Raw genomic sequence first — 24037 nt, 5'->3', positions numbered from 1 at the left:
CATGTTCTCGCCGTAATGATCTGTATTTCAAGAGGTTTGTCCGAGAAGCGCGCGGCGAGGGAAAAATCCCTGCCGCGCCAATCGCTTGCGCGCGAGTCCACGCCCGCAGGTTCCTGTTGACACCGCTTCGCGGGATGCTAAGGTGGAACCTTGTAGGAAAATCTGGATTTCTGTGGGTTTTTGTGGGGAAACATGTTTCAGGGCGAAAACTCCATCACGATCGACGACAAGGGGCGGCTGGCCATTCCGATGGCCTACCGCGATCTCGTCGCGCGTGAGTGCGGCAATCGCCTGGTGGTGACCTACAACCCGTGGGAACGCGGCTGCCTGTGGCTCTACCCGCACGCCGAGTGGGAGCGGGTGCGCGATGAGGTCAATCGCCTGCCCATGGCCAAGCCCGGCCATCGCCAGCTCCAGCTCAAGCTGGTCGGCGCGGCGACGTTCGTGGATGTGGATGGCAGCGGGCGAATCCTGGTGCCCGCCAGCCACCGCAACGCCAGTGCGATCGACCGCAAGGCCGTGCTGCTCGGCATGGGCGGCAAGTTCGAGCTGTGGAGCGAGCAGGCGCACCTGGAGCAGGTTCAGAAGACCATCGCCGAGACTGATGTCAGCGAGGCGATGCTGGAGTTGGTGCTGTAGCGCATGGAGACCGGATCGGACTGCGGTGGTCCCGTCCATGTCCCGGTGCTGTACGCGGAGGCGATTGAAGCCCTCGCGGTGCGGCCCGGCGGAAGGTACCTGGACGGCACCTTCGGCCGCGGCGGGCATGCGCGCGGCGTGCTGGAACGCTTGGGTCCGGAGGGCCGCTTGCTGGTGATGGACAAGGATCCCGACGCCGTGGCAGTGGCAAGGTCGAGCATCGGCAGCGATGCGCGCGTGCGGATCTTCCACGGCAGTTTTTCGGCCATGGCGCAGTGGGACGAGACCGCTGCCGGCCTGGATGGCGTGCTGCTCGACCTGGGCGTGTCCTCGCCGCAGATCGACGAGGCGCATCGTGGCTTCAGCTTCCAGCACGACGGCCCCCTCGACATGCGCATGGATCCGCGTTCGGGCGAGAGTGCTGCCGACTTCCTTGCGCGTGCGGACGAAGCCGCGATCGCCGAGGTCATCTGGTGCCATGGCGAAGAGCGCCACAGTCGCCGCATCGCGCGCGCCATCGTCGCGCAGCGGGCCGAGGCACCGCTGGTGACGACGCGCCAGCTTGCGGATCTGGTCGCCGCCACGATCGGGCGGCGCGAGCCGGGCAAGCATCCGGCCACCCGCACCTTCCAGGCCTTGCGCATCCATGTCAACCGTGAGCTGGATGACCTCCAGCAGGGCCTGGACGGGGCGCTGGCGCGGCTCGCGCCGGGCGGACGCCTGGCGGTGATCAGCTTCCATTCGCTGGAAGACCGGATCGTCAAACAGTTCATTGCCGAGCACGCCCGGCCGCCGGCGGCAAACCGGCGTCTGCCCGAGACGGGCGCGTTTGTTCCGGTGCTGCGCGCCGTGGGCGGGGCCATTCGCGCCACGGCGGCGGAGTGTGCATCCAATCCGCGCGCCCGCAGCGCGGTGCTGCGCGTGGCGGAGAAGCTCGCATGAGCGCGCGCTGGCTCGTCCTTTCGTTGCTGATCCTGGTGGCCGTGGCCAGCGCCATCGGCGTGGTCCAGAGCCGCCAGCAGCATCGCGATGCCTTCGCGCAGCTTTCGCGGCTGGAGCAGGCGCGCGACGAGCTCAACATCGAGTTCGACCGGCTCCAGCTCGAAATCGCCACGCTGGCCGATGCCGGCCGCATCGAGGAACAGGCCAAAAGGCGTCTGGGCATGCATGCGCCCGAGCAGGCCGACACCGTGGTGCTGACGCCATGAACTGGACTTCGATGCCGCGAGCCGGCAAAGGCAACGCGCTGCGCCCCCGCGCGCGCCAGGTGGATACGCGCGGGCGGCTGAAGCTGGTAGCAGCGCTGCTCGGCCTGGGCTGCGCCTCGCTGGTGGCGCGCGCCGTGGACCTGCAGCTTTTGCACAACGAGTTCTACCAGCGCGAAGGCAATGCCCGCTTCCAGCGCGACATCCCGATCGCGGCTTCGCGCGGCATGATCACCGACCGCAACGGCGAGCCGCTGGCGATTTCCAGCCCGGTCGAGTCGATCTGGGCCAGCCCGCGCGTGCTGCTGCAGCATCCCGAACAGCGCCCGGCGCTGGCCAGGGCGCTGGGCATGACGCCCGAGGCGCTGGACGAACGCCTGCTGCCGCGTGCCGAGCGCGACTTCGTCTGGCTGCGCCGCCACATGGCTCCGGCCGAGGCCGAGGCCATCACCGCGCTGAAGATTCCCGGCGTGGGCTCGCAGCGCGAATTCCGCCGCTTCTATCCGCTGGGCGAGCCCGCCGCGCACGTCCTCGGATTCACCAACATCGATGACCGCGGGCAGGAAGGGCTGGAGCTGGCCTATGACGACTGGCTGACCGGCAAGCCGGGCGTCAAGCGCGTGATCCGCGATGGCGCGGGGCGCCAGATCGCGAGCGTGGACCTCATTCGCGCGGCGGAACCCGGCCGTCCGCTCGCGCTCTCGATCGACCGGCGCCTGCAGCACCTGGCCTTCCGCGAGCTGCGCCGCGCGCTGGCCGAGAACCAGGCGGAAGCCGGTTCGGTGGTAATTCTGGACGTGGCCACGGGCGAAGTCCTGGCGATGGTCAACCTGCCCGGCTACAACCCCAACGCGCGCGAGGATTCGGCGGCCGGCGCGCGGCGCAACCGCGTCGTCACCGACCTGTTCGAGCCGGGTTCGACCTTCAAGTCCTTCATCGTTGCCGCGGCGCTGGAGACCGGCAAGGTATCGCCCGACACGGTGATCGAAACCTGGCCCGGCACCCTGCAGGTGGCTGGCCACACCGTGCGCGATGTCCGCAACTTCGGCACGCTCACGACCACCGGCCTCCTGACCAAGTCGAGCAACGTGGCGGCGGTGAAGCTCGCGCTCGACATGCCGGCCGAGCACATCCACGACGTGCTGCGGCGCTTCGGTTTCGGCGAAACGACCGGCATCGGATTTCCCGGCGAAGCCGCCGGCGTGCTGCCGGAACCGCGCAGCTGGAGCGCTCTGTCCAAGGCGACCATCGCCTTCGGCTACGGGATTTCCGTCACGCCGCTGCAGCTCGCGCAGGCCTACGCCGCGCTGGGCAACGGCGGGCGCCTGGTGCCGCCGAGTTTCCTCAAGGATCCGCAGACCCAGGGGCGCGACGTGATCGACCCCGGCATCGCGAACCAGATGATGCGGATGCTGGAGACGGTCATCGGGCCGGAAGGCACGGCGCGGCGCGCGGCCATCAGCGGCTACCGCGTGGCCGGCAAGAGCGGTACCTCGCGCAAGGTCGGATCGGGCGGCTACGATCGGCGCTATGTCAGCCTGTTCGCCGGCCTGGTGCCGGCCAGCAACCCGCGGTTTTCCGTGGTGGTCATGGTCGACGATCCCTCCTCCCGGGATGCCGCAGGCAATCTGGTGTACTACGGCGGCGCGGTCGCCGCGCCGGTGTTCGGGACCATCATGGAAGGTGCGCTGCGGCTCACGGACGTGGCGCCGGACGACGTCCAGCAGTGGTACGCCGCCACCCCGCGCGCCTCGGCACCCAGCGCGCCGGGCGCGCTGCCGCTGGAGGCCGAGTCGGTCCCGGGCCTGTTCGAGGCCACGCCATGACGATGCGCCTGGACCAGCTGCTGGAAGGCATTGCCCCGGCCCCGCCGCTGCGGCTGTCGGGCCTGACGCTGGACAGTCGCCGGGTCGTGCCGGGCAGCCTGTTCGTGGCGCTGGCTGGACAGCGCACCCACGGCCTCGTGTTTGCCGATGAGGCGCAGCGCCGCGGCGCTGCGGCCATCGCGTTCGAACCGCCCGCACCCGCCGGCGTGGTGACCGGCGAGAACGCGGTCGCCGTGCCGGGCCTGCGCGCGCGCCTGGGCGACATCGCGGGCCGCTGGCACGGGTCGCCCTCGCGCGCGCTGCGCGTGATCGGCGTGACCGGCACCAACGGCAAAACCTCCACCGTGCAGCTGCTGGCGCAGGCCCTGAGCCTGGCCGGCCACCGCGCCGGCAGCATCGGCACGCTCGGCGTCGGGATCCACGGCGCGCTGCGCGAAGGCGAGCGCACCACGCCCGACGTGATCGCCGTACATGAGGCGCTCGCCGAAATGCGCGATGCCGGGGCCGACAGCGTGGCGATGGAGGTCTCCTCGCACGCGCTCGAGCAGGGCCGGGTCGATGGCGTGCACTTTGCCGTGGCGGTGTTCACCAACCTGACGCGCGACCACCTCGATTACCACGGCACCATGGCGGCCTACGGGGCGGCCAAGGCGCGCCTGTTCGGATGGCCCGGTCTTGGTGCCGCCGTGGTCAATCTGGATGATCCATTCGGTGCCGGCGTGTTCGAACGCCTCGCGCCGGACACCCGCGGTATCGGCGTCAGCCGTCACGACGCGCCGTCCGCACGCCTTCGCGCGCAGGCGCTGGAGCTTTCCGCCGCAGGCACGGGTTTCGACCTGGTGCTGGACGGCGAGCGCCGGCGGGTGCAAAGCCGACTGCTGGGTCGCTTCAATATCGACAATCTGCTGGCCGTGGCCGGCGTGCTGCTGGCCATGGACTGGCCGCTGGCGCGAATCGCCGGAGTGCTGGAGCGCCTCGATCCCGTGCCGGGCCGGATGAATCGCCTGGGCGGCGACGCGCGCGCGCCGCTGGTCGTGGTCGATTACGCCCATACGCCCGATGCGCTGGAACAGGCGCTTGCCAGCCTGCGCGAACACGCGGCGGGGCGGCTGATCTGCGTGTTCGGATGCGGCGGCGAACGCGACGCCGGAAAGCGCCCGCAGATGGCGGCCATCGCGCAGCGCCTGGCCGATGCGGTGATCGTGACCGATGACAACCCGCGCGGCGAGGAGGGCGACGCCATCATCGCCGGCATCCTCGCCGGCTTCGGGAATCCGTCGTCGGTGATGGTCGAACGCGACCGCGCGCGCGCCATCGCACGCGCGATCGAACAGGCGTGGCCGGGCGACGTCGTGCTCATCGCCGGCAAGGGCCACGAGCCGTATCAGGAAATCGCCGGCGTGAAGCATCCGTTCGATGATCGCCTGGTCGCGCTCCGGGCGCTGGAGGCGGTGCCATGAGGCCGCTTGCGCTCTCGCAGATCGCCACCTGGTGCGACGCGCGACTGGTGGGCGAGGACCGGGTGATCCATGCCGTTGGCGTGGATACCCGCACCCTGATGCCTGGCGCGCTCTATCTGGCGCTGCGCGGGGAAACCCACGACGGCCACGACTTCTGCGCAAGGGCGCGTGCCGCCGGTGCGCACGCGCTGCTGGTCGAGCGCGACGTCGACGAGGCGCTGCCGCGGCTCGTGTGCGCCGATACGCGAATCGCCCTGGGGCAGATCGCGGCGCACCTGGCGCAGGCGCGCGCCACGCGTCTTGTCGCCATCACCGGCAGCAACGGCAAGACCACCACCCGCACCCTGACCCGTGCGATTTTGGCGCAGTCCGATCCCGAGGTCTGGTCGAACGCCGGCAATCGCAACAACGAGATCGGCCTGCCGCTGGCGGTGATCGACCAGCCCGAGAACGCGCGCCTGGCGGTATACGAAATGGGCGCGGGCGCGCCGGGCGACATCGCCTACCTCGCCGCGATCGCGCGCCCCGACATCGCCTTGGTGACCAATGTGGCACCGGCACACCTGGAGCGGATGGGCAGCCTGCTCGGCATCGCCGATACCAAGGCGGCGATCTACGATGCGCTGCCTGCCGACGGCATCGCGGTAATCAATGCCGACGACGCCTTTGCGCCGTACTTTCGCGAACGCGCCGGCGCGCGCCGGGTGCTGGACTTCGCCCTGGACGCCAGCGCGCAGGTCACCGCCTCGGCGGTCCAGCCGCACCAGGACGGCAGCCGCTTCGTGCTGCAGAGCCCCTGGGGCGCGGCCGAGGTCACCGTGCCGCTGCCGGGTCGTCATCAGGTCGGCAATGCGCTCGCCGCCGCGGCCGTGGCGCTGTCCGCCGGTGCGTCGCTCGATGATGTGGTGGTCGGGTTGGCCGCTGCCCCCGGCGTGCCGGGGCGGCTGCAGACCGTGACGCTGGGCGATGGCACGGTGGTGCTGGACGACAGCTACAACGCCAATCCCGGCTCGGTCGCTGCCGCGATCCAGACCCTGGTGGCGCAGGCGCACCGCAGCGGCGCGCAGGCCTGGGTCGCGCTGGGCGACATGCGCGAGCTGGGGCCGGGTGCCGCGGTGCTGCACGCCGAGGTTGGCCAGCGCGCGCGCGATGTCGGCGTCGCGCGGCTTCTGACCGTGGGCGAGATGAGCCGCCACGCCGCCCATGCCTTCGGACCCGGCGGTGAACATTTTGTCGACCAGACCGCCCTGATCGAGCGCCTCAAGGCGCGGTCGGACGGGCCGGTGCTGCTGCTGGTGAAAGGTTCGCGCGGCAGCCGCATGGATCGGGTCGTCGACGCGCTGGCCGGCACCGGCACGGAGGGTGAAGAGCATGCTGCTTGAGCTCGCCCGCTGGCTGCGCAATCTGGATGGCCTTTTCGGCCTCTTCGGCTACATCACCGTGCGCGGCATCCTCGCCACCCTGACCGCGCTGGCGCTGACGCTGTGGCTGGGACCCGCGATGATCCGCCGGCTGGCAGCGCTCAAGGGCCAGCCGATCCGCAGCGACGGGCCGCAGTCGCACCTGACCAAGGCCGGTACGCCGACCATGGGCGGCGCGCTGATCCTGCTGTCGGTGTCGGCAGCGACCCTGCTGTGGGGCGACTTGCGCAACCGCTATGTCTGGCTGGTGCTGGCGGTACTGCTGGGCTTCGGCCTGATCGGCTGGCTCGACGACTGGATCAAGGTGGCGCGCCGCGATCCCAAGGGCCTGCGCTCGCGCACCAAGTACCTGCTGCAGTCGGTCCTCGGGCTGGCCGCCGGCGTGTTCCTGTTTGCCACCGCCGACGCCGCGTCCAATACCACGCTGTACCTGCCGCTGCTGAAGAACGTGGCGATCCCGCTGGGCGCGGGTCTGATCGTGGTCGCGTACTTCTGGATCGTGGGGTTCTCCAACGCGGTGAACCTCACCGACGGGCTCGATGGCCTGGCGATCGTGCCCTGCGTGCTGGTGGCCGGTGGGCTTGGAATCTTCGCTTACGTTTCGGGCCACGCGCAGTTCGCCAGCTACCTGCAGATCCCGGCGGTTCCGGGGGCCGGCGAGCTGGTGATCATCTGCGCGGCAATCGTCGGCGCGGGGCTGGGCTTCCTGTGGTTCAACACCTACCCGGCGCAGGTGTTCATGGGCGATATCGGCGCGCTTGCACTGGGTGCGGCGCTGGGTGCGATCGCCGTCATCGTGCGCCAGGAGCTGGTGCTGGTGCTCATGGGCGGAATTTTCGTGATGGAAACCCTCTCGGTGATGGTGCAGGTGGCGAGTTTCAAGCTCACCGGCCGGCGCGTGTTCCGCATGGCGCCCATCCACCACCACTTCGAACTCAAGGGCTGGCCCGAGCCGCGTGTGATCGTCCGCTTCTGGATCATCACCGTGGTGCTGGTGCTCGCCGGCCTCGCCACGCTGAAGGTGCGCTGATGATCACCGACCGCATCCGCCAGGCGTTCCGGCTCGGCGACATCGAAGGCCGCTATGACCCCTGGGTGCTCGGGGCGGTAGCCGCGCTCGTGGCCATCGGCGTGGTGATGGTGGCCTCGGCGTCGATCGGGGTGACGGCGCGGCTGCACGTCGGCCCGTTCCACTTCCTCGGCCGGCACCTGTTCTACCTCGGCGTCGGCCTGGTGGGCGCGGCGATCATCAGCCGGATCGAACTGCGCACGCTGGAGCGCAAGGGGCCGCTGCTGCTTCTGGTCGCCCTCGCGCTGCTGGTGCTGGTGCTGATCCCGGGCATCGGCGCGGAGGTCAACGGTGCGCGCCGCTGGATCAACCTGGGGCTGGCGCGCTTCCAGGCGGTGGAGGCGGTGAAGGTGGTGCTGATCGTCTGGCTCGCCGGCTACCTGGTGCGCCACCGCGAACAGGTGCAGAACACCTGGTGGGGGCTGATCAAGCCCAGCGCCATTGCCGGAGCCATGGTGATGCTGCTGCTGCTCCAGCCAGACTTCGGCTCGGCCCTGCTGATCTGCGCGATCGTGGCGGGCATGGTGTTCCTCGGCGGGGTACGCATTGCCAATCTGGTCGCGCCGACCCTGATCGTGCTGCCGGCGATGGTGCTGCTGGCCATGAGCGAACCCTACCGGGTGCGCCGCCTGACCTCGTTCCTTGATCCGTGGTCCGATCCGTTCGACAAGGGCTTCCAGTTGACCCAGGCGCTGATCGCCATCGGGCGCGGCGAGTGGTTCGGTGTCGGGCTGGGCGCGAGCGTGCAGAAGCTTTCGTTCCTGCCCGAGGCGCATACCGACTTCATCTTCGCCGTGATCGCGGAAGAGACGGGATTTGTCGGAGTGCTGGCCATCATCGGTCTGTTCACGCTGGTCGCCGGGCGCGCGTTCTGGCTGGGCCTGGCGGCGATGGAGGCCAAGCGCCCGTTCGCCGGCTACTGCGCCTTCGGGGTCGCGTTGTGGATCGGGCTGCAGGCCTTCGTTTCCATCGGCGTGAACCTGGGCATCCTGCCGACCAAGGGACTGACGCTGCCGCTGATTTCCTCGGGCGGTTCCAGCGTGCTGATGACCTGCGCCGCGGTCGGTCTTCTGCTGCGGGTGAGCTACGAGGTCGACCGCACCCATCGGCAGGTGGCGCGCATCCGCCAGAACGCGGCCGAGATCGCGCCACCGCGGGAAGGCCAGATTCCGTCTCCGCCGGCCGATCCGATTCCCGCGGCGCGCCCGCGTTCGCCGGCCGCCGCGCCCGCGCCGGCACGCGGCGGACGCATCGAGCCCACGCTGGGAGCGATCGGATGAACGCGCCCGTCGCGATCCTGGCCGGCGGCACCGGCGGCCATATTTTCCCGGGCCTGGCCGTGGCCGAGGTGCTGCGCGAGCGCGACGTGCCGGTGCTGTGGATCGGCGCGCGCGGGCGCATGGAAACCCGGCTGGTGCCGGCGCACGGCGTGCCCATCGAGGTGATCGACATCGCCGGCGTGCGCGGCAAGGGTGCGCTGGCGCTGCTGGCGGCCCCACTGCGGCTGCTGCGCGCGGTACTGCAGGCGCGCGCGCTGCTGCGTCGCGCTGCGCCGCGCGCGGTGATCAGTTTCGGAGGGTATGCCGCCGGCCCTGGCGGGATCGCGGCCTGGCTGTTGGGACGGCCGCTGCTGGTGCATGAGCAGAACAGCCGCCCCGGCGTGACCAATCGCGTGCTCGCACGCCTGGCGCGGCGCGTGCTGCAGGGTTTTCCCGACAGCTTTCCCGCCGCGCGCGAAGCGCAGACCGTCGGCAATCCGGTGCGTGCGGTGATTGCCGCGCTGCCGCCGCCGGCGCAGCGCCTCGCCGGACGCGACGGTGCCACGCGCCTGCTGGTGCTGGGCGGCAGTCAGGGCGCACGCGCGCTCAACCTCGACGTTCCGGTGGCGCTCAAGCGCCTCGGCGGCGGGTTCGAGGTGCGCCACCAGTGCGGCGAGGCGCAGCGCGAGGCGACCGTCGCGGCCTATGCCGAGGCCGGCGTCGACGTGCGCATCGAGCCTTTCATCGCCGACATGGCCGAAGCCTACGGCTGGGCCGACGTGGTGCTGTGCCGCGCCGGCGCGCTGACGCTGGCCGAAATCTGCGCCGCCGGTGTGGCCAGCGTGCTGGTGCCGCTGCCGTCGGCCGTCGACGACCACCAGACCACCAATGCGCAGCACCTGGTGGCGCACGGCGCGGCCGTGCGCGTGGCCGAGGGCAACCGTTTCCCGGAGCGCCTGGTCGCCGAATTGGAGCCACTGCGCGCGGACCCTGCGCTGCGCCTGGCGCGCGCCGTGGCCGCGCGTGCGCTCGCGTACCCCGACGCGGCACAGGCCGTCGCCGATGCCATCCTTGCGGAGGCCGCCGCATGAACCAGCTTTATCGCGACGTGGATTTCACCCGCCAGTTCCGCCACGTCCACTTCGTCGGCATCGGCGGCGTGGGCATGAGCGGCATCGCCGAAGTGCTCTGCACGCTGGGCTATAGCGTGAGCGGGTCGGACCAGGCCGCCACGGCCGCCACGGCGCGACTGGTTGCCGCCGGCGCGCGCGTGCATCAGGGCCACGATGCCGCGCACGTGGCCGATGCCGACGTGGTGGTGGTGTCGAGCGCGATCCACCCGGAGAACCCGGAGGTCCGCGCCGCGCGCGAGCGCCGCATTCCGATCGTGCCGCGCGCCGAGATGCTGGCCGAGCTGATGCGCTTTCGCCGCGGCATCGCGGTGGCGGGCACGCACGGCAAGACCACGACCACCAGCCTGATCGCCAGCGTCCTGAGCGAGGGCGGACTGGACCCGACGTTCGTGATCGGCGGCCAGCTGCTCTCGGCCGGTGCCAATGCCCGGCTGGGTCAGGGCGACTGGCTGGTGGCCGAGGCCGACGAGAGCGACGGTTCCTTCCTGCGCCTGACGCCGCTGATGGCCGTCGTCACCAATATCGACGCCGATCATCTGGAGAACTACGGCGGCGACTTCGGCCGCATGCAGGCGGCGTTCGCCGAGTTCCTGCACCGCCTGCCGTTCTACGGACTCGCGGTGCTGTGTCTGGACGACGACAACGTGCGCGCGCTGGCGGCCAGCGTGCCGCGTCACATGGTGACCTATGGCCATGCGACCGATGCCGATGTGCGCGCCACCGGAGTCGAGCAGGACGGCGCGCGAACCCGCTTCACCCTGCACCTGCCCGATGCGCCGGCGCTGGCGGTGACGCTGAACCTTCCCGGCCGCCACAACGTGCAGAACGCACTGGCCGCAGCGGCGGTGGGCTGGCAGCTCGGCGTGGATCCTGCGGCCATCGCCCACGCGCTGGAGACCTTCCAGGGCATCGGGCGGCGCTTCAACCTGCTGGGCGAGCTGCCGGTGCGCGAAGGCGTGCGGGTGCAGGTGGTCGACGACTACGCCCATCACCCGCGCGAGCTGGCCGCAGTGTTCGCGGCCGCGCGCGCCGGCTGGCCGCAGCGCCGCCTGGTGGTTGCCTTCCAGCCGCACCGCTACAGCCGCACCCGCGATCTGCTGGACGATTTCGCCGCAGTGCTCTCCGACGTGGACGCGCTGCTTCTGGCCGAGGTGTATGCGGCCGGCGAAGCGCCGATCCCGGATGCCGACGGGCGCGCGCTCGCGCGTGCGATCCGCGCGCGACGCCGGATCGATCCGGTACTGGTATCCACCGCAGCCGAACTTCCGGCGGCGCTGGAAGCGGTGGCCAGGGATGGCGACATGGTGATCTTCGCCGGTGCCGGCGACATCGGCCGGGTCGTGCGCGAACTGGGTGCGCGCATCGCCAGCCGCGCGCACGGCACGGAGGGTTCGCCATGAGCCGCGGGGTCGTGCGAACCACCGATCCCGCACGCTTCGGCCGCGTCGCCGTGCTGCTGGGCGGCACCTCATCCGAGCGCGAGGTGTCGCTCAACTCCGGTGCCAACGTGCTGGATGCGCTGCGCGCGCGCGGCGTGGACGCCTTTCCGGTCGACGGCATTCCGGCGCTGATTGATCTGTTGGTGCAGCGCGGCGTCGATCGCGTCTTCAACATCCTGCACGGCAGCGCCGGCGGTGGCGAGGACGGCGTGCTGCAGGGCCTGCTCGATGCTTATCGCGTGCCGTACACCGGCTCGGGCGTGCTCGGCACGGCGCTGGCGATGGACAAGGTGCGCAGCAAACAGATCTGGCTGGCACTCGGCCTGCCGACGCCGCGCTACGTGCGCCTGACGCGCGGTGGCGACGTGCATGCGGCGGTGCGCGCGCTGGGCCTGCCGGTCATCGTCAAGCCAAGCTGCGAGGGCTCCAGCGTCGGAGTGACGCGCGTGTTCGACGCGTCCGAACTGGACGCGGCCGCGGCGCTGGCGGCGCGCTATCCCGGCGAACTTCTGGTGGAAGAGCTGATTCGGGGCCAGGGCGAGGATGCGGGCGAATACACCGTCGCCGTGCTCGACGGCGTGGCGCTGCCGAGCATCCGCATCGTGCCGGCCGGCGAGTACTACGACTACCACGCCAAATATGTCGCCGAGGACACCCGCTACCTGTGCCCCGGCCTGGACGGTGAGGCCGAGGCCGAGATGGGCGCGCTGGCGCTGGCCGCGTTCGAGGCGCTTGGCTGCAGCGGCTGGGGACGGGTCGATGTGATGCGCGACGGCCAGGGCCGCAACTTCCTGCTGGAAGTGAACACCGCCCCCGGCATGACCAGCCACTCGCTGGTGCCCAAGTCGGCGCGCCAGGTGGGCATCGACTTCGACGCCCTGTGCTGGCACATCCTGGAAACCAGCCTTGCCGGCGGGGAGGGCGCATGACGCGGCTGGCGCGCCTGTTTGCGTGGCTGCTGGCCCTGGGCGTGGTGGCCCTGCCGCTGGTGGCCGTGCTCAACGGCTGGATGGCACCGCAGCGCTGGCCTCTTCGCCAGCTTCAGGTGACCGCCGAGTACCAGCGCGTCAGCGCCGAGCAGGTGCGTGCCACCGTGGCCGCGCACATGGGGCAGGGCTATTTCGATACCGATCCGGTGGCGCTGCGCGAGGCGCTCGGGGCCATGCCCTGGGTACGGCAAGCGATGGTGCGCAAGCGCTGGCCGGATCGGCTCGAAGTGCTGCTCGTCGAGCACCGCGCGCGCGCCCACTGGGGGCGCGACCGCCTGCTGTCGGACGAGGGCATCGTGTTCCGGGTACCGGGTGCGGGCGAGCTTCAGGGCCTGCCGCGCCTTGCCGGGCCGAATGACCGCATGGACGAGGTTGCGGCCCTGTACGACCACGCGCGCCAGCAGCTCGCAGGCATCGGTCTGGCGCTGGAGGGGGCCAGCCTTTCGCTGCGCGGCAGCTGGAGCCTGCAGCTCAAGGGCGGTGCCCGGATCGTGATCGGACGGGTCGAGACGCCCGAGATTCGTCTGGCGCGCCTGATCCGCGTCCTGCCGCGGGTGCTGGCCAGCGAGACGCGCGCGGTACGCCGCATCGACCTTCGCTACACCAATGGCTTTGCGATTGCCTGGGATGAACCCGAAGCGCAGGGATCGGGCGTGGCCAGCCCTGTGGCTGCTGCGGGGAAGGAATTGGCGCTGGAGGAAGCCACGGCCTCCCGGGCGTCCGTCACCCGCCCAGTCGCCGCGCTACCGACTTCTTTCACCAATCCCCCATCACGAATCACCCATCACGGCTTTTCAACATGAACCGCAAGGGCGACAAATCACTCATCGTCGGGCTGGACATCGGCACCTCGCGGGTGAAGGCGCTGGTGGGCGAGTACGCGCCCGGCAGCCCGCTGGAAGTCATCGGCATCGGCAGCCACGCCTGCAACGGCCTCAAGCGCGGCGTGGTGGTGGACATCGAATCCACCGTCAACGCCATCCAGCGCGCGATCGAGGAGGCCGAGGCCCTGGCCGCCTGCGAGATCCGCAGCGTCTACGCCTCCATTTCCGGTGGCCACACGCACTGCCGCAATTCGCCCGGCATCGTGCCGATCCGCGACGGCGAGGTGACCTGGGGCGACATGGAGCGGGTGCTGGAGGCCGCCAAGGCGGTGGCGGTGCCCTCCGACCAGCGCATCCTGCACGCCATCGCGCAGGAATACAGCGTCGACAATTCCCAGGAAGGCATCCGCAATCCCGTCGGGATGTCCGGCGTGCGCCTGGAGGTGCGCGCCCACCTGGTGCTGGGCGCGCTCTCGGCCGCCCAGAACATCACCAAGTGCGTCAATCGCTGCGGACTGCAGGTGGACGAACTGGTGCTGGGTGCGCTCGCGTCCAGCCAGTCGGTGCTGACCGACGACGAAAAGGATCTCGGCGTGGCCCTGGTCGACATCGGCGCGGGTACCACCGACATCGCGGTGTTCGCGCAGGGCGCGATCCGGCATACCGCCTCGCTGCCGATCGCCGGCGACCAGGTCACCGGCGACATCGCGCACATGCTGCGCACGCCTACGCCGCACGCCGAGGAGATCAAGGTGCGCTACGCCTGCGCGCTGGCCCAGCTGGCGACCGCCGAGGAAAGCATCCAGGTGCCCAGCGTCGGCGACCGTCCGCCGCGCCGGCTCGCGCGCCAGTCGCTGGCCGAGGCGGTGCAGAGCCGCTACGAGGAAATCTTCGAGATGGTACAGGCCGAGCTGGAGCGTGCCGGCTACGCGCCGATGGTGCGAGCCGGCCTGGTGCTGACCGGCGGGGCCGCAAAGATGGAGGGCGTCACCGAGCTGGCGGAGGAAATGCTGCACATGCCGGTACGCATCGGCATACCGCAATACGTCTCGGGCGTGGGCGAAGTCGTCGGGAATCCCGAATACGCGGCCGGCGTGGGCCTGCTGCTGTGGGGCAGTCGCTTGGAGCAGCAGCGTCGCCCTGTAGCCAGCAGCGGCCGCGTGGGCGGGTTCTGGTCGCGGGTGCGCACCTGGTATCGCGGAGAGTTTTGAGGCATCGGGCCGGTCGAGCCCGTGGGCGTTTCATGAAGCAAGGTTGTGGGTTTTGGGAAAATCACAGGGTCAAGGAGGAGAGCAACATGGCATTTGAACTGGTCGAGAACATGACGCCGAACGCCGTCATCAAGGTGGTGGGAGTCGGCGGCGGAGGCGGCAATGCGGTGGCGCACATGGTCAATTCCCAGCTGGAAGGGGTTGAGTTCATCTGCGCCAATACCGACGCGCAGGCGATCCACAGCGCCGGTGCGCGGCACGTGCTGCAGCTTGGTTCCAACGTCACCAAGGGACTGGGTGCCGGAGCCAATCCGGAAGTGGGTCGCCAGGCCGCGCTGGAAGACCGCGAGCGCATCGTCGAGGCGCTGGGCGGTGCCGACATGGTGTTCATCACCGCCGGCATGGGCGGCGGCACCGGCACGGGCGCGGCCCCGGTGGTGGCGCAGCTGGCCAAGGAAATGGGCATCCTGACCGTGGCCGTGGTCACCAAGCCGTTCCCGTTCGAAGGCCGGCGGCGCATGCAGGTGGCGCTCAAGGGCATCGAAGAGCTGAGCAACCACTGCGATTCGCTCATCACCATCCCGAACGAAAAGCTGATCTCGGTGCTGGGCCGCGATGTCACCATGCTGCAGGCATTCCGCGCCGCCAACGACGTGCTGCAGGGCGCGGTGCGCGGTATTGCCGACCTGATCGTCCGCCCCGGCCTCATCAACGTCGACTTCGCCGACGTGCGCACGGTCATGAGCGAGATGGGCATGGCGATGATGGGCAGCGGCGCGGCGCGCGGCGAGGAGCGCGCGATGGAGGCCGCCGAAAAGGCGGTCAGCAACCCGCTGCTCGACGACGTCAACCTGTCGGGCGCGAACGGGATCCTGGTCAACATCACCGCCGGCCCCGACTTCGCCATGCGCGAGTTCGACGAAGTCGGCCGCACCATCGAGGCCTATGCCTCCGAGGACGCCACCGTGGTCATCGGCACGGTGCTGGATCCGGACATGCAGGACGAAGTGCGCGTCACCGTTGTGGCCACCGGCCTCAACCGTGCGGCGGCGCGCCAGCCGCTGCGCGAACCGGAGAAGGTGCCGGCTTCGGCCACGCGTCCGGTGCGCCTGGTTCGCAACGGTTCGAACGGGGCGGTCGAGTATCCGGTGCCGGGACTGGGCGTCCCGCATCCGGGCGCGGCGGCAAGCGTCGCGGCACCGGCCACGCCCGCCCAGAGCCGGGTGGAAGCCGCGTCGGCGGCGATCGACTACCTCGATATCCCGAGCTTCCTGCGCCGGCAGGCGGACTGAAACATCCGGCCAGGGAAGGTGCACGGGGGACGCGTGGCGTCCCCCGACTTTTCGTTCCGGACGCGGTGGGTCGCGCATCCATCCGCCCAGGGTTCAGGTGGCCTGCACTCAAATAGGCCGGTCCTGGCCCGCACAGGCCGGCGCGTCCGCCTGTGACGCCCGGCCGTTTGGGCGTGGCGGGCGGGAACCGTGCGCGTGTTCTCGTTTTGTAGCAGAAAAGCAACAAAATTGTGGGGTAATTGCCATTCCGGCGTGCTGCATGGCACCCCATCTGTGGTATTGTCCGGCGCGTTCTCAAACGCGCTCCGATGCGGAGCCCGCCTTGTCCATGATCAAACAACGCACCTTGAAGAACGCGATCCGCGCCACCGGCGTGGGTCTGCACTCGGGCGAAAAGGTCTACATGACCCTGCGCCCGGCGGCCGTCGATACCGGCATTGTGTTCCGCCGCACCGACCTGCCCGAGCCGCGCGAGATCCGCGCCACCGCCGAAAACGTCGGCGACACCATGCTTTCCTCGACCCTGGTGGAAGACGGCATCCGCGTCGCGACCGTCGAGCACCTGCTCTCGGCGATGGCGGGCCTGGGCATCGACAACGCCTATGTGGACCTCTCGGCACCGGAGGTGCCGATCATGGATGGCTCGGCCGGCCCGTTCGTTTTCCTGCTGCAGTCGGCGGGGATCGAGGAGCAGTCCAAGGCCAAGCGCTTCATCCGCATCAAGCGCACCGTCACCGTCAAGGACGGCGACAAATGGGCGCGCTTCGAGCCTTTCGACGGTTTCAAGGTCGGTTTTTCCATCGACTTCAGGCACCCGGCGTTTCCGGCCAGCCTGTCCAAGGCCGAGATCGACTTTTCCACGACGTCCTTCGTCAAGGAAGTCAGCCGCGCGCGCACCTTCGGCTTCATGAAGGACATCGAGATGCTGCGCGAGAAGAATCTGGTGCTGGGCGGTTCGATGGACAACGCCATCGTGCTGGATGACTACCGCGTCCTCAACGAGGACGGGCTGCGCTACGAGGACGAGTTCGTCAAACACAAGATCCTCGATGCGATCGGCGATCTGTACCTTCTTGGTCACAGCCTCGTGGGTGCGTTCTACGGCTACAAGTCCGGCCACCAGTTGAACAACCGCTTGCTGCGCACGCTGCTGGCGGATGCGTCCGCGTGGGAAGAAGTCACCTACGAGGACAACGACACCGCGCCGATTTCCTACGCCAATCCGGCACAGGCGGCGATCTGAGGCAATCAATCGAACGTCGCGTTGCGGCGGCGGGACGGGTGTCCTGCGGTCGTGGCGCGGAAATGGAGATCAGGAATCGGCCATGGAGGCCAGACGCAGCAGCTGGGACCTGAGTGTTTCGTCCCCTGTTGCTGCCGCCGCCGCGCGCAGGGTTTCGCGCGCGGCAGCTGAAAGGGGTATTGGCGGTGCCGCGTCCGGGGGGACGGGCTGCATCGTTGCCACTTTCACGGCGATGTCGCTGGCGCGGATGCCGGCTGCGTGAGCTGCGTCCAACAGGGCGTTGGCATGCAAGCGCAGTCGTAATCCCCACACTGGCGCATCGACCAGAAAGACAAGCTTGTCGTTGCGCAGGTTGCCCAGTCTTGTGTGGGATGCCAGCGGTTCCGGCAAGGACTGACGCAGCTGCCGGTCGAGCGCCTGAAGCTGCATGGCGCGCTCGATCAGGCGACCTGGGTCGCTGGAAAGCGCCGCCGAAAGGGCGGCGCGGAAGGTGGATCCGGAGGAAGGCTGCATGGGCATACGAGAACAGGTTGGGCCGATGAACGTCATCATCGTATCGAAATTTTTCAAGACACCACGAAAGCTGTGTCTGCGCGAGCCGCGCATCATCGCCGCGCTGGGTACCGCGATCCTGCTGCTGGTGGGGCTGAGCGCCGCGGGCGGCTACGGCATGCATGCCCTGGTGACCGATGCGGCAGGCGCGCGCGTGGACGGCCTGCGTGAGGGGATCGAGCAGCAGCGCGTCGCCTTCGAGCAGGCGCGCAGCGACTCGCAGCGCGAGCTCAACGCCATGTCGGTGAAGCTGGCCGAACTGCAGGCCCACGCCACGCGCCTGAATGCGCTGGGCGCACGCCTGACCAAGATCGCACGGCTGGACGACGGCGAGTTCAACTTTGACGAACCTCCTGCGGTCGGTGGCCCCGTGGCTCGCCAGGGCGGCGAGACCACCGCAGCCCCGTCCGGACTCGAACTGGGCAGCTCGATCGACGCGCTGGTGCGCCAGGTGTCCGTCCAGTCCCAGCAGCTCAGCCTGCTGGAGAGCGTCCTGGCCGACCGCGAGCTGGATGCCAGCATGCTCCCGACCGGGCTTCCGGTACGCGCCGGCTACGCGTCCTCCGGCTTCGGACGGCGTTCGGATCCCTTCTCGGGCTTCAACGAGTTCCACAAGGGCGTGGATTTCTCCGGCCCGCGCGGATCGGACGTGCTGACGGTCGCCGACGGCGTGGTGCAGTTCTCCGGGCGCAGGAACGGCTACGGCAACACGGTCGAGATCGACCACGGCAACGGCTACATGACCCGCTATGCGCACAACAGCGAGAACATCGTGGCGGTGGGTGATCGGGTCAAGGCCGGGCAGATGATCGCGAAGATGGGCTCCACCGGACGCTCCACCGGCAGCCACGTGCACTTCGAAGTCTGGCTCGATGGCCGCGTGGTCAATCCGGGCCAGTACCTGCGCAACGCCCGCGGCTGAGGGCGGCGCGCATCATCGCGCGCCCTTGATTCGCACGTCGGCGGTCCCCACGTTAAAATCCCGCTTTCGCCAAGGCCGCCGCGCGCGGCCTTTCGCGTGTGCCGCCGATGGCGGCCTCCCTTTTTCCGGAAATCCCCATGCTCAACAAGCTCCTGACCGGCATCTTTGGCAGCCGCAATGAACGACTGATCGGCCAACTGCGCAAGCGGGTCACCCAGATCAACGCGCTGGAGGGCCAGTTCCAGGCCCTCGATGACGAAGCGCTGCGCGCCAAGACGGCCGAGTTCCGCGCCCGTCTGGAGAAGGGCGAAAAACTCGATGCGCTGCTGCCCGAGGCGTTTGCGACCATGCGCGAGGCGGCGCGACGGGTGCTCGGCATGCGCCACTACGACGTCCAGCTCATCGGCGGCATGGTGCTGCACATGGGCAAGATCGCGGAAATGCGCACCGGCGAAGGCAAGACCCTGGTGGCGACGCTGGCCGTGTACCTCAACGCCCTGCCGGCCCAGGGCGTGCACGTGGTGACCGTCAACGACTACCTCGCGCGCCGTGACGCGGCCTGGATGGGGCGGGTGTACAACTGGCTGGGGCTTTCGGTGGGCGTGGTGTATCCGGGCATGCCGCACGGCGACAAGAAAGCCGCTTACGCCGCCGACATCACCTACGGCACCAACAACGAATTCGGCTTCGACTATCTGCGCGACAACATGGCCCTGTCGGTCGAGGATCGCTTCCAGCGCGGCCAGAACTACGCCATCGTCGACGAGGTGGACTCGATCCTGATCGACGAGGCGCGCACCCCGCTCATCATCTCCGGGCCGTCCGACGATTCGCCCGATCTCTACCTGAAGATGGATCGGCTCGTGCCCAGGCTCAGCCGCCAGGCGGATGAAAACGCCGAAGGCGACTACTGGGCCGACGAGAAGGGCAAGCAGGTCTATCTGTCCGAAGCGGGCATGGAGCACGCCGAGCAGCTGCTGCGCGAGGCCGGCATCCTCGAGGCGGAAGATGGCCTGTACGCCGCGCAGAACCTGGCGCTGGTCCACCACCTCAACGCCGCGCTGCGCGCCCACGCGCTCTACCACCGCGACGTGGAGTACCTGGTGCGCGACGGCGAAGTGCTGATCGTCGACGAGTTCACCGGCCGCACCCTGCCCGGGCGGCGCTGGTCCGATGGCCTGCACCAGGCCGTCGAGGCCAAGGAAGGCGTGAAGGTGCAGCGCGAGAACCAGACCCTGGCCTCGATCACCTTCCAGAACTACTTCCGCATGTACGCCAAGCTCTCGGGCATGACCGGCACTGCGGATACCGAGGCCTACGAGTTCCAGTCGATCTACGGGCTGGAAGTGGTGGTGATCCCGACCCACCGCCCGATGGTGCGCAAGGACGAGCCCGATCTGGTGTTCATGAAGCGCAGCGCCAAGTTCAAGGCCATCGTCGAGGACATCAAGGAACGCTACGCTGGCGGCCAGCCGGTGCTGGTGGGCACCACGTCGATCGAGACCTCCGAACTCCTGTCCAACGAGCTTGAGCGCGCGCAGATCCCGCACGAAGTGCTCAACGCCAAGCAGCACGAGCGCGAGGCGCAGATCGTGGCGCAGGCCGGCCGCAGCGGGTCGGTGACCATCGCCACCAACATGGCCGGTCGCGGCACCGACATCGTGCTGGGCGGCTCGCTGGAGGCCGACCTGGAGGCGCTGGGGCCGGACGCGACGGAGGAACAGATCGCTCAGGCCAAGGCCGACTGGCAGGTGCGCCACGATGCCGTGCTGGCCGCAGGCGGCCTGCACATCATCGGCACCGAGCGGCACGAAAGCCGGCGCATCGACAACCAGCTGCGTGGCCGCTCCGGCCGCCAGGGCGACGCCGGCTCCTCGCGCTTCTACCTGTCGCTGGAAGACACGTTGATGCGCATCTTCGCCTCCGATTGGGTGCAGCGCGCGATGAAGTTCCTCGGCATGAAGGAAGACGACCGCATCGAGGACAAGATGGTCAGCCGCCAGATCGAGAAGGCGCAGCGCAAGGTCGAGGCCCACAACTTCGACATCCGCAAGCAGCTGCTCGAATACGACGACGTGGCCAACGACCAGCGCAAGGTCATCTATGCCCAGCGCAGTGAGCTCATGGAAAGCGAGTCGGTGCAGGAGGTCGTGACCGAGATCCGCCAGGACGTGGTCGCCGGGATCGTGGCGCGCTTCGTGCCGCCAGATTCCGTCGACGAAATGTGGAACCTTGCGGGCCTGGAAAAGGAGATCTTGACCGAATTCGGCGTCGGCATGGATCTGCAGAAGCTGGTGCGCGAGCAGGAAGAGATCGACAGCGCCGGTATCGCCGAGCACGTGCAGGAGGCTTTCGATCGCCTGTTCCGCGAGAAGGAGGCGATGATCGGTTCGGAAATGATGCGCACCCTGGAGCGGCACGTCATGCTGACGGTGCTCGACCAGTCCTGGAAGGAGCACCTCGCGCGCATGGACTTCCTGCGCCAGGGCATCCACCTGCGCGGTTACGCCCAGAAGCAGCCCAAGCAGGAATACAAGCGCGAGGCGTTCGAGATGTTCGGGCAGCTGCTCGACAAGATCAGGCTCGAGGTCGTTCGCCTGCTGGCGCTGGTGCGTATCCGCAGCGAGGACGAAGTCGCGCAGATGGAAGAGGCCGAACGCCAGCGCAGCGCCGCCCAGGCCCGCTCCATGCAGTTCCAGCACGAGGACGTGGGAGGGCTGGGCGCGGACGAGGAGGCGGCGCAGGTGACCGGCCAGCCGCAGCCGCCGGTGCAGGTGGTGCGCGAGCATCCCAAGGTCGGACGCAACGAGCCGTGTCCCTGTGGATCGGGCAAGAAGTTCAAGCACTGTCACGGGCAGCTCGCGTAGCGGGCTGGACGGGAATCGGGAATCGCAAGAGCGCGGATCGCCTGCCGGATCCCGGCGCTTGGTGCGGAATTTTAGATCGCAACGATCACCGGTGAACCATTCCCCATTCTCCACTCCCGATTCCCGCCCGCCCATCCACGTGGTGGCGGGCGTGCTGAGCGATGCGCGCGGGCGGATATTGCTGGCGCGGCGCGAAGGCGAGCGCGAGCTGGCGGGGCTGTGGGAGTTCCCCGGCGGCAAGGTGGAAAAGGGCGAGATCGCCCGCGAAGCGCTGGCGCGCGAGCTTGCGGAAGAAATCGGCGTTGAGGTGGAACCCGCGGCGATGCGCCCGCTGATCGCCGTGCCGCACCGCATGGCCAGCGGCAAACGCATCGTGCTCGATGTCCATCGCATCGCCCGCTTCAAGGGACGGGCGCGCGGCCTCGAGTCGCAGGCGTTGGCCTGGGTCCAGCCCGAACGCCTGGCCGACTATTCCATGCCCGGTGCCGATCGCCCCGTCGTGGCCGCATTGCGCGAGCCTGAATTTTGCGTCGTGACCTCGTCGCGCAACGCGGCCGGCGAGGCACTGTTCACGCAGCTCGAACAGGCGCTGGCCGGCGATGCGCGTCGTGTGATCGTGCGCGGCCCGGTGCGGGAGCTGGAATCGGTGGCCGACGCCCTGGCGTCGCTCGCGGTGCGGCTCGGGGCATCGATCCTGTTCGAGAGCGACGCGCTCGGGCTGGATGCCGCGATGGTGCTGGCCCGTCGGCCGGGTCTGGGCGCACACCTCGCGGCGGGCGATCTCGATCGCGTTGCAGCCAGCCCGGCGGCCGGTGGCCTGCTGCTGTCCGCCACCGGCGACAGCGCTCTCGCGCTCGCGCGTGCGCAGGAGGCCGGCGTGGGCTTCGCGCTGGTGGAACTTTCCACTCCGCGTGATGCGCGCCATGAAGCCGCCTCCCGCCTTGCCCGCTTTGCCGCGCTGCGCGAGTCCGTGACGATTCCGCTTTACCTGGCGGCAGGCCAGGCGGATGACCTGCAGGCCGCCCGCGCCCACGGTGCCCAGGGGCTGGTCGTGCCGCTGCCAGGCTGACGTGCCCGCGGGACGTCCGCAGCGGCGGTGCCGCACCCGTGTTTTCCGCGCCGCTGAACCCCCGGACCCCGAAGGTCGGTCTTCAGATCAGTTCCCGCACCACCTCGGCCGGCCGGCAGACGCGGGTACCGCGCGGGCCGGAAACAATCGGGCGGTTGAACAGGATCGGATGGGCCGCGATGGCGGCGAAGATGCGCGCATCGCTCGCGTCGGGGGCGTCCAGGCCCAGTTCCGCGCACAGCGCTTCCTTGCTGCGAAGCAGCGCGCGCGCCGGCTCGCCCAGGGCTTCGCCCAGCGCGCGCAGCTGTGCCACGTCCAGCGGGGTCTGCAGGTAGAGCACGATTTCCGGCTCGATGCCGGCCTCGCGCAGGATGGCCAGCGCGTTGCGCGAGGTGCCGCAGGCCGGGTTGTGGTAGATCACGTATCGCATGGTCGGTACTCGTTGCGGGGTCGCTGCAGCGGCAGACGCGGATCAGCGCGGCGGGTTCCCGCCGGCTCCCGCGGTGTCGGCATCGCTTGCGTCCGGATTCGGGGTTTCATCGGTCGGACACTGCGGCCGGTGGCGAAGCTGCAGCGACAGCGAGGCCTTGGACATCATGTGCGCGCTGATCGGCGAGGTGACGACGAGGAACACCGTGATCAGCAGCTCATGGGGATGCAGGCCGTTGCCGATGAGCGCGTGGTAGATGACCGACACCACCAGCACCGAGCCCACGCCCATCGTGGTCGCTTTGGTGGGCGCGTGCAGCCGCTTGAAGAACTGGTTGAACCGGACCAGCCCGATCGAGCCGACCAGGGTGAAGAAGCTCGACACCAGCAGCAGCGCCGACAGCAGGAGCTCGACCAGCGGATTCATTCGATGATGTCCCGGCGCAGCACGAACTTGGTCAGCACCACGGTGCCGGTGAAGCCAAGCATGGCGATGACCAGTGCGGCCTCGAAGTGCACCTGGGTGCGTGCGTACATGCCGTGGAGCACCAGCAGCATGATCGCATTGATGTTGAGCGTGTCGAGCGCGAGGATGCGGTCAGGCACGGTCGGGCCGCGCAGCAGGCGCCACATCACCAGCAGCATGGACGCGCCAATGACGTTGAGCGAGATGAGGATGGCGATCTGGATCACGGAAATATCTCCCTGAGCGGGGCTTCGTAGCGTGCCTTGATCTCGGCAATTTCGGTTTCCGGATCGCGCATGTCCAGCACGTGGACGAGCAGGTAGCGGCGGTCGTCGCTCAGTTCGGCCGACACCGTGCCCGGCGTGAGGGTGATGAGGCTGGCCAGCGCGGTGATGCCGTGGATATTGGTCAAATCGAGCGGAATCCACACCCAGCCGGGGCGCAGCGTGCCGCGCGGCCGGAGCACGAGGCGCGCGACGTTGATGTTGGAGCGCAAGATGTCGTGCAGCATCACGGCGGCCAGGCGCGGCAGCGGGCGCAGCGAGCCGATGTGGGCGGACTCGCGCTCCAGCCGCTGCACGACGTGCGGAATCGTCAGGGCCAGCAGCAGCGCCAGCGCGATATGCCCGGCGGCGAGTTGCCCGGACATCAGCAGGCCGGTGGCGAAAACCGCCAGGCTGAGCGGAACGGCTCGCACGAGGCGTTTCAGCAGGCGCTTCACG

General features: G+C 69.2%; 23 protein-coding genes. 18 read left to right on the top strand and 5 right to left on the bottom strand.

Going from position 1 to position 24037, the window contains the following annotated elements; all coding sequences use genetic code 11:
* Positions 1-192: 192 nt before the first annotated feature.
* The 15 genes from mraZ (at position 193) to lpxC (ending at position 17010) form a co-directional block, all read left to right on the top strand.
* Positions 193-639 carry a division/cell wall cluster transcriptional repressor MraZ gene (mraZ, locus tag WB794_RS00675; RefSeq protein ID WP_337333907.1) on the top strand — a complete coding sequence of 149 codons (447 nt, stop codon included), beginning with the start codon at positions 193-195 and terminating at the stop codon, positions 637-639.
* Between the two features lie 3 nt (positions 640-642).
* On the top strand, positions 643-1581 hold the full coding sequence (gene rsmH / locus WB794_RS00670; RefSeq protein WP_337333906.1) for a 16S rRNA (cytosine(1402)-N(4))-methyltransferase RsmH: 939 nt from the start codon (positions 643-645) through the stop codon (positions 1579-1581).
* Positions 1578-1847, top strand: coding sequence for a cell division protein FtsL (gene ftsL, locus WB794_RS00665; protein ID WP_337333905.1), 270 nt, complete (start codon positions 1578-1580; stop codon positions 1845-1847). The genes rsmH and ftsL overlap by 4 nt, the downstream gene beginning before the upstream one ends.
* The gene (locus WB794_RS00660; RefSeq protein ID WP_337333904.1) at positions 1844-3670 is read left to right on the top strand and encodes a peptidoglycan D,D-transpeptidase FtsI family protein; all 1827 of its coding nucleotides are present in this window, start codon (positions 1844-1846) and stop codon (positions 3668-3670) included. Before ftsL ends, WB794_RS00660 begins: the two co-directional genes overlap by 4 nt.
* Positions 3671-3672: 2 nt before the next feature.
* Positions 3673-5130 carry a UDP-N-acetylmuramoyl-L-alanyl-D-glutamate--2,6-diaminopimelate ligase gene (locus WB794_RS00655; protein ID WP_337334023.1) on the top strand — a complete coding sequence of 486 codons (1458 nt, stop codon included), beginning with the start codon at positions 3673-3675 and terminating at the stop codon, positions 5128-5130.
* Positions 5127-6512: a UDP-N-acetylmuramoyl-tripeptide--D-alanyl-D-alanine ligase gene (locus tag WB794_RS00650; protein ID WP_337333903.1), complete on the top strand. Its 1386-nt coding sequence runs from the start codon at positions 5127-5129 to the stop codon at positions 6510-6512. Before WB794_RS00655 ends, WB794_RS00650 begins: the two co-directional genes overlap by 4 nt.
* On the top strand, positions 6502-7581 hold the full coding sequence (gene mraY, locus WB794_RS00645; protein WP_337333902.1) for a phospho-N-acetylmuramoyl-pentapeptide-transferase: 1080 nt from the start codon (positions 6502-6504) through the stop codon (positions 7579-7581). The genes WB794_RS00650 and mraY overlap by 11 nt, the downstream gene beginning before the upstream one ends.
* A gap of 2 nt (positions 7582-7583) precedes the next feature.
* Entirely contained in the window at positions 7584-8900 is a 1317-nt protein-coding gene (gene ftsW, locus WB794_RS00640; RefSeq protein ID WP_337334022.1) for a putative lipid II flippase FtsW, read from the top strand.
* On the top strand, positions 8897-9970 hold the full coding sequence (gene murG / locus WB794_RS00635) for an undecaprenyldiphospho-muramoylpentapeptide beta-N-acetylglucosaminyltransferase (RefSeq protein WP_337333901.1): 1074 nt from the start codon (positions 8897-8899) through the stop codon (positions 9968-9970). Before ftsW ends, murG begins: the two co-directional genes overlap by 4 nt.
* Positions 9967-11412, top strand: coding sequence for a UDP-N-acetylmuramate--L-alanine ligase (murC, locus tag WB794_RS00630; protein WP_337333900.1), 1446 nt, complete (start codon positions 9967-9969; stop codon positions 11410-11412). The genes murG and murC overlap by 4 nt, the downstream gene beginning before the upstream one ends.
* Positions 11409-12380, top strand: a complete 972-nt coding sequence (locus tag WB794_RS00625; protein ID WP_337333899.1) for a D-alanine--D-alanine ligase — start codon at positions 11409-11411, stop codon at positions 12378-12380. The genes murC and WB794_RS00625 overlap by 4 nt, the downstream gene beginning before the upstream one ends.
* Positions 12377-13243, top strand: a complete 867-nt coding sequence (locus tag WB794_RS00620; RefSeq protein ID WP_337333898.1) for a cell division protein FtsQ/DivIB — start codon at positions 12377-12379, stop codon at positions 13241-13243. The genes WB794_RS00625 and WB794_RS00620 overlap by 4 nt, the downstream gene beginning before the upstream one ends.
* Positions 13240-14475 (top strand): cell division protein FtsA, encoded by a 1236-nt coding sequence (gene ftsA / locus WB794_RS00615; RefSeq protein ID WP_337333897.1) that lies wholly within the window; start codon positions 13240-13242, stop codon positions 14473-14475. Before WB794_RS00620 ends, ftsA begins: the two co-directional genes overlap by 4 nt.
* Before the next feature lie 86 nt (positions 14476-14561).
* A complete protein-coding gene (gene ftsZ / locus WB794_RS00610; protein ID WP_337333896.1) occupies positions 14562-15767 on the top strand; it encodes a cell division protein FtsZ in 1206 nt (401 codons plus the stop codon).
* Positions 15768-16095: 328 nt separating this feature from the next.
* Positions 16096-17010: a UDP-3-O-acyl-N-acetylglucosamine deacetylase gene (lpxC, locus tag WB794_RS00605; protein WP_337333895.1), complete on the top strand. Its 915-nt coding sequence runs from the start codon at positions 16096-16098 to the stop codon at positions 17008-17010.
* A 69-nt stretch (positions 17011-17079) separates the two neighbouring features.
* On the opposite strand, the gene WB794_RS00600 is transcribed toward lpxC, so the two are convergent.
* Positions 17080-17559 (bottom strand): DciA family protein, encoded by a 480-nt coding sequence (locus WB794_RS00600; protein WP_337333894.1) that lies wholly within the window; start codon positions 17557-17559, stop codon positions 17080-17082.
* On the opposite strand from WB794_RS00600, the gene WB794_RS00595 reads away from it, so the two are divergent.
* From WB794_RS00595 to WB794_RS00585, 3 genes are all read left to right on the top strand, one after another.
* Positions 17549-18484 (top strand): M23 family metallopeptidase, encoded by a 936-nt coding sequence (locus WB794_RS00595; protein ID WP_337333893.1) that lies wholly within the window; start codon positions 17549-17551, stop codon positions 18482-18484. The genes WB794_RS00600 and WB794_RS00595 overlap by 11 nt on opposite strands.
* 137 nt (positions 18485-18621) lie before the next feature.
* A complete protein-coding gene (secA, locus tag WB794_RS00590) occupies positions 18622-21351 on the top strand; it encodes a preprotein translocase subunit SecA (protein ID WP_337333892.1) in 2730 nt (909 codons plus the stop codon).
* A gap of 91 nt (positions 21352-21442) precedes the next feature.
* On the top strand, positions 21443-22420 hold the full coding sequence (locus tag WB794_RS00585) for an NUDIX domain-containing protein (RefSeq protein WP_337333891.1): 978 nt from the start codon (positions 21443-21445) through the stop codon (positions 22418-22420).
* Between the two features lie 82 nt (positions 22421-22502).
* Here WB794_RS00585 and arsC read toward each other — a convergent pair whose 3' ends face one another.
* From arsC to WB794_RS00565, 4 genes are read right to left on the bottom strand one after another with little or no spacing between them, the layout of a single operon-like run.
* Positions 22503-22850, bottom strand: coding sequence for an arsenate reductase (glutaredoxin) (gene arsC / locus WB794_RS00580; protein WP_337333890.1), 348 nt, complete (start codon positions 22848-22850; stop codon positions 22503-22505).
* 42 nt (positions 22851-22892) lie between these two features.
* Positions 22893-23276 (bottom strand): Na+/H+ antiporter subunit G, encoded by a 384-nt coding sequence (locus tag WB794_RS00575; protein WP_337333889.1) that lies wholly within the window; start codon positions 23274-23276, stop codon positions 22893-22895.
* Positions 23273-23494, bottom strand: coding sequence for a K+/H+ antiporter subunit F (locus tag WB794_RS00570; protein WP_337334021.1), 222 nt, complete (start codon positions 23492-23494; stop codon positions 23273-23275). Before WB794_RS00570 ends, WB794_RS00575 begins: the two co-directional genes overlap by 4 nt.
* Before the next feature lie 44 nt (positions 23495-23538).
* Positions 23539-24036: a Na+/H+ antiporter subunit E gene (locus tag WB794_RS00565; RefSeq protein WP_337333888.1), complete on the bottom strand. Its 498-nt coding sequence runs from the start codon at positions 24034-24036 to the stop codon at positions 23539-23541.
* Between the last annotated feature and the right edge of the window lies 1 nt (position 24037).

It is taken from the genome of Denitratimonas tolerans, from assembly GCF_037203605.1.
In the GTDB taxonomy this organism is placed as follows: Bacteria; Pseudomonadota; Gammaproteobacteria; order Xanthomonadales; family Xanthomonadaceae; genus Denitratimonas; species Denitratimonas tolerans.
This window is presented reverse-complemented; position numbering and strand designations above follow the sequence as displayed.

Excerpts from the sequence above, each read along its gene's own strand:
- mraZ (WP_337333907.1), top strand. The coding sequence starts at position 193 with ATGTTTCAGGGCGAAAACTCCATCACGATCGACGACAAGGGGCGGCTG.
- rsmH (WP_337333906.1), top strand. The coding sequence starts at position 643 with ATGGAGACCGGATCGGACTGCGGTGGTCCCGTCCATGTCCCGGTGCTG.
- ftsL (WP_337333905.1), top strand. The coding sequence starts at position 1,578 with ATGAGCGCGCGCTGGCTCGTCCTTTCGTTGCTGATCCTGGTGGCCGTG.
- WB794_RS00660 (WP_337333904.1), top strand. The coding sequence starts at position 1,844 with ATGAACTGGACTTCGATGCCGCGAGCCGGCAAAGGCAACGCGCTGCGC.
- WB794_RS00655 (WP_337334023.1), top strand. The coding sequence starts at position 3,673 with ATGCGCCTGGACCAGCTGCTGGAAGGCATTGCCCCGGCCCCGCCGCTG.
- WB794_RS00650 (WP_337333903.1), top strand. The coding sequence starts at position 5,127 with ATGAGGCCGCTTGCGCTCTCGCAGATCGCCACCTGGTGCGACGCGCGA.
- mraY (WP_337333902.1), top strand. The coding sequence starts at position 6,502 with ATGCTGCTTGAGCTCGCCCGCTGGCTGCGCAATCTGGATGGCCTTTTC.
- murG (WP_337333901.1), top strand. The coding sequence starts at position 8,897 with ATGAACGCGCCCGTCGCGATCCTGGCCGGCGGCACCGGCGGCCATATT.
- murC (WP_337333900.1), top strand. The coding sequence starts at position 9,967 with ATGAACCAGCTTTATCGCGACGTGGATTTCACCCGCCAGTTCCGCCAC.
- WB794_RS00625 (WP_337333899.1), top strand. The coding sequence starts at position 11,409 with ATGAGCCGCGGGGTCGTGCGAACCACCGATCCCGCACGCTTCGGCCGC.
- WB794_RS00620 (WP_337333898.1), top strand. The coding sequence starts at position 12,377 with ATGACGCGGCTGGCGCGCCTGTTTGCGTGGCTGCTGGCCCTGGGCGTG.
- ftsA (WP_337333897.1), top strand. The coding sequence starts at position 13,240 with ATGAACCGCAAGGGCGACAAATCACTCATCGTCGGGCTGGACATCGGC.
- ftsZ (WP_337333896.1), top strand. The coding sequence starts at position 14,562 with ATGGCATTTGAACTGGTCGAGAACATGACGCCGAACGCCGTCATCAAG.
- lpxC (WP_337333895.1), top strand. The coding sequence starts at position 16,096 with ATGATCAAACAACGCACCTTGAAGAACGCGATCCGCGCCACCGGCGTG.
- WB794_RS00595 (WP_337333893.1), top strand. The coding sequence starts at position 17,549 with ATGAACGTCATCATCGTATCGAAATTTTTCAAGACACCACGAAAGCTG.
- WB794_RS00600 (WP_337333894.1), bottom strand. The coding sequence starts at position 17,559 with ATGACGTTCATCGGCCCAACCTGTTCTCGTATGCCCATGCAGCCTTCC.
- secA (WP_337333892.1), top strand. The coding sequence starts at position 18,622 with ATGCTCAACAAGCTCCTGACCGGCATCTTTGGCAGCCGCAATGAACGA.
- arsC (WP_337333890.1), bottom strand. The coding sequence starts at position 22,850 with ATGCGATACGTGATCTACCACAACCCGGCCTGCGGCACCTCGCGCAAC.
- WB794_RS00575 (WP_337333889.1), bottom strand. The coding sequence starts at position 23,276 with ATGAATCCGCTGGTCGAGCTCCTGCTGTCGGCGCTGCTGCTGGTGTCG.
- WB794_RS00570 (WP_337334021.1), bottom strand. The coding sequence starts at position 23,494 with ATGCTGCTGGTGATGTGGCGCCTGCTGCGCGGCCCGACCGTGCCTGAC.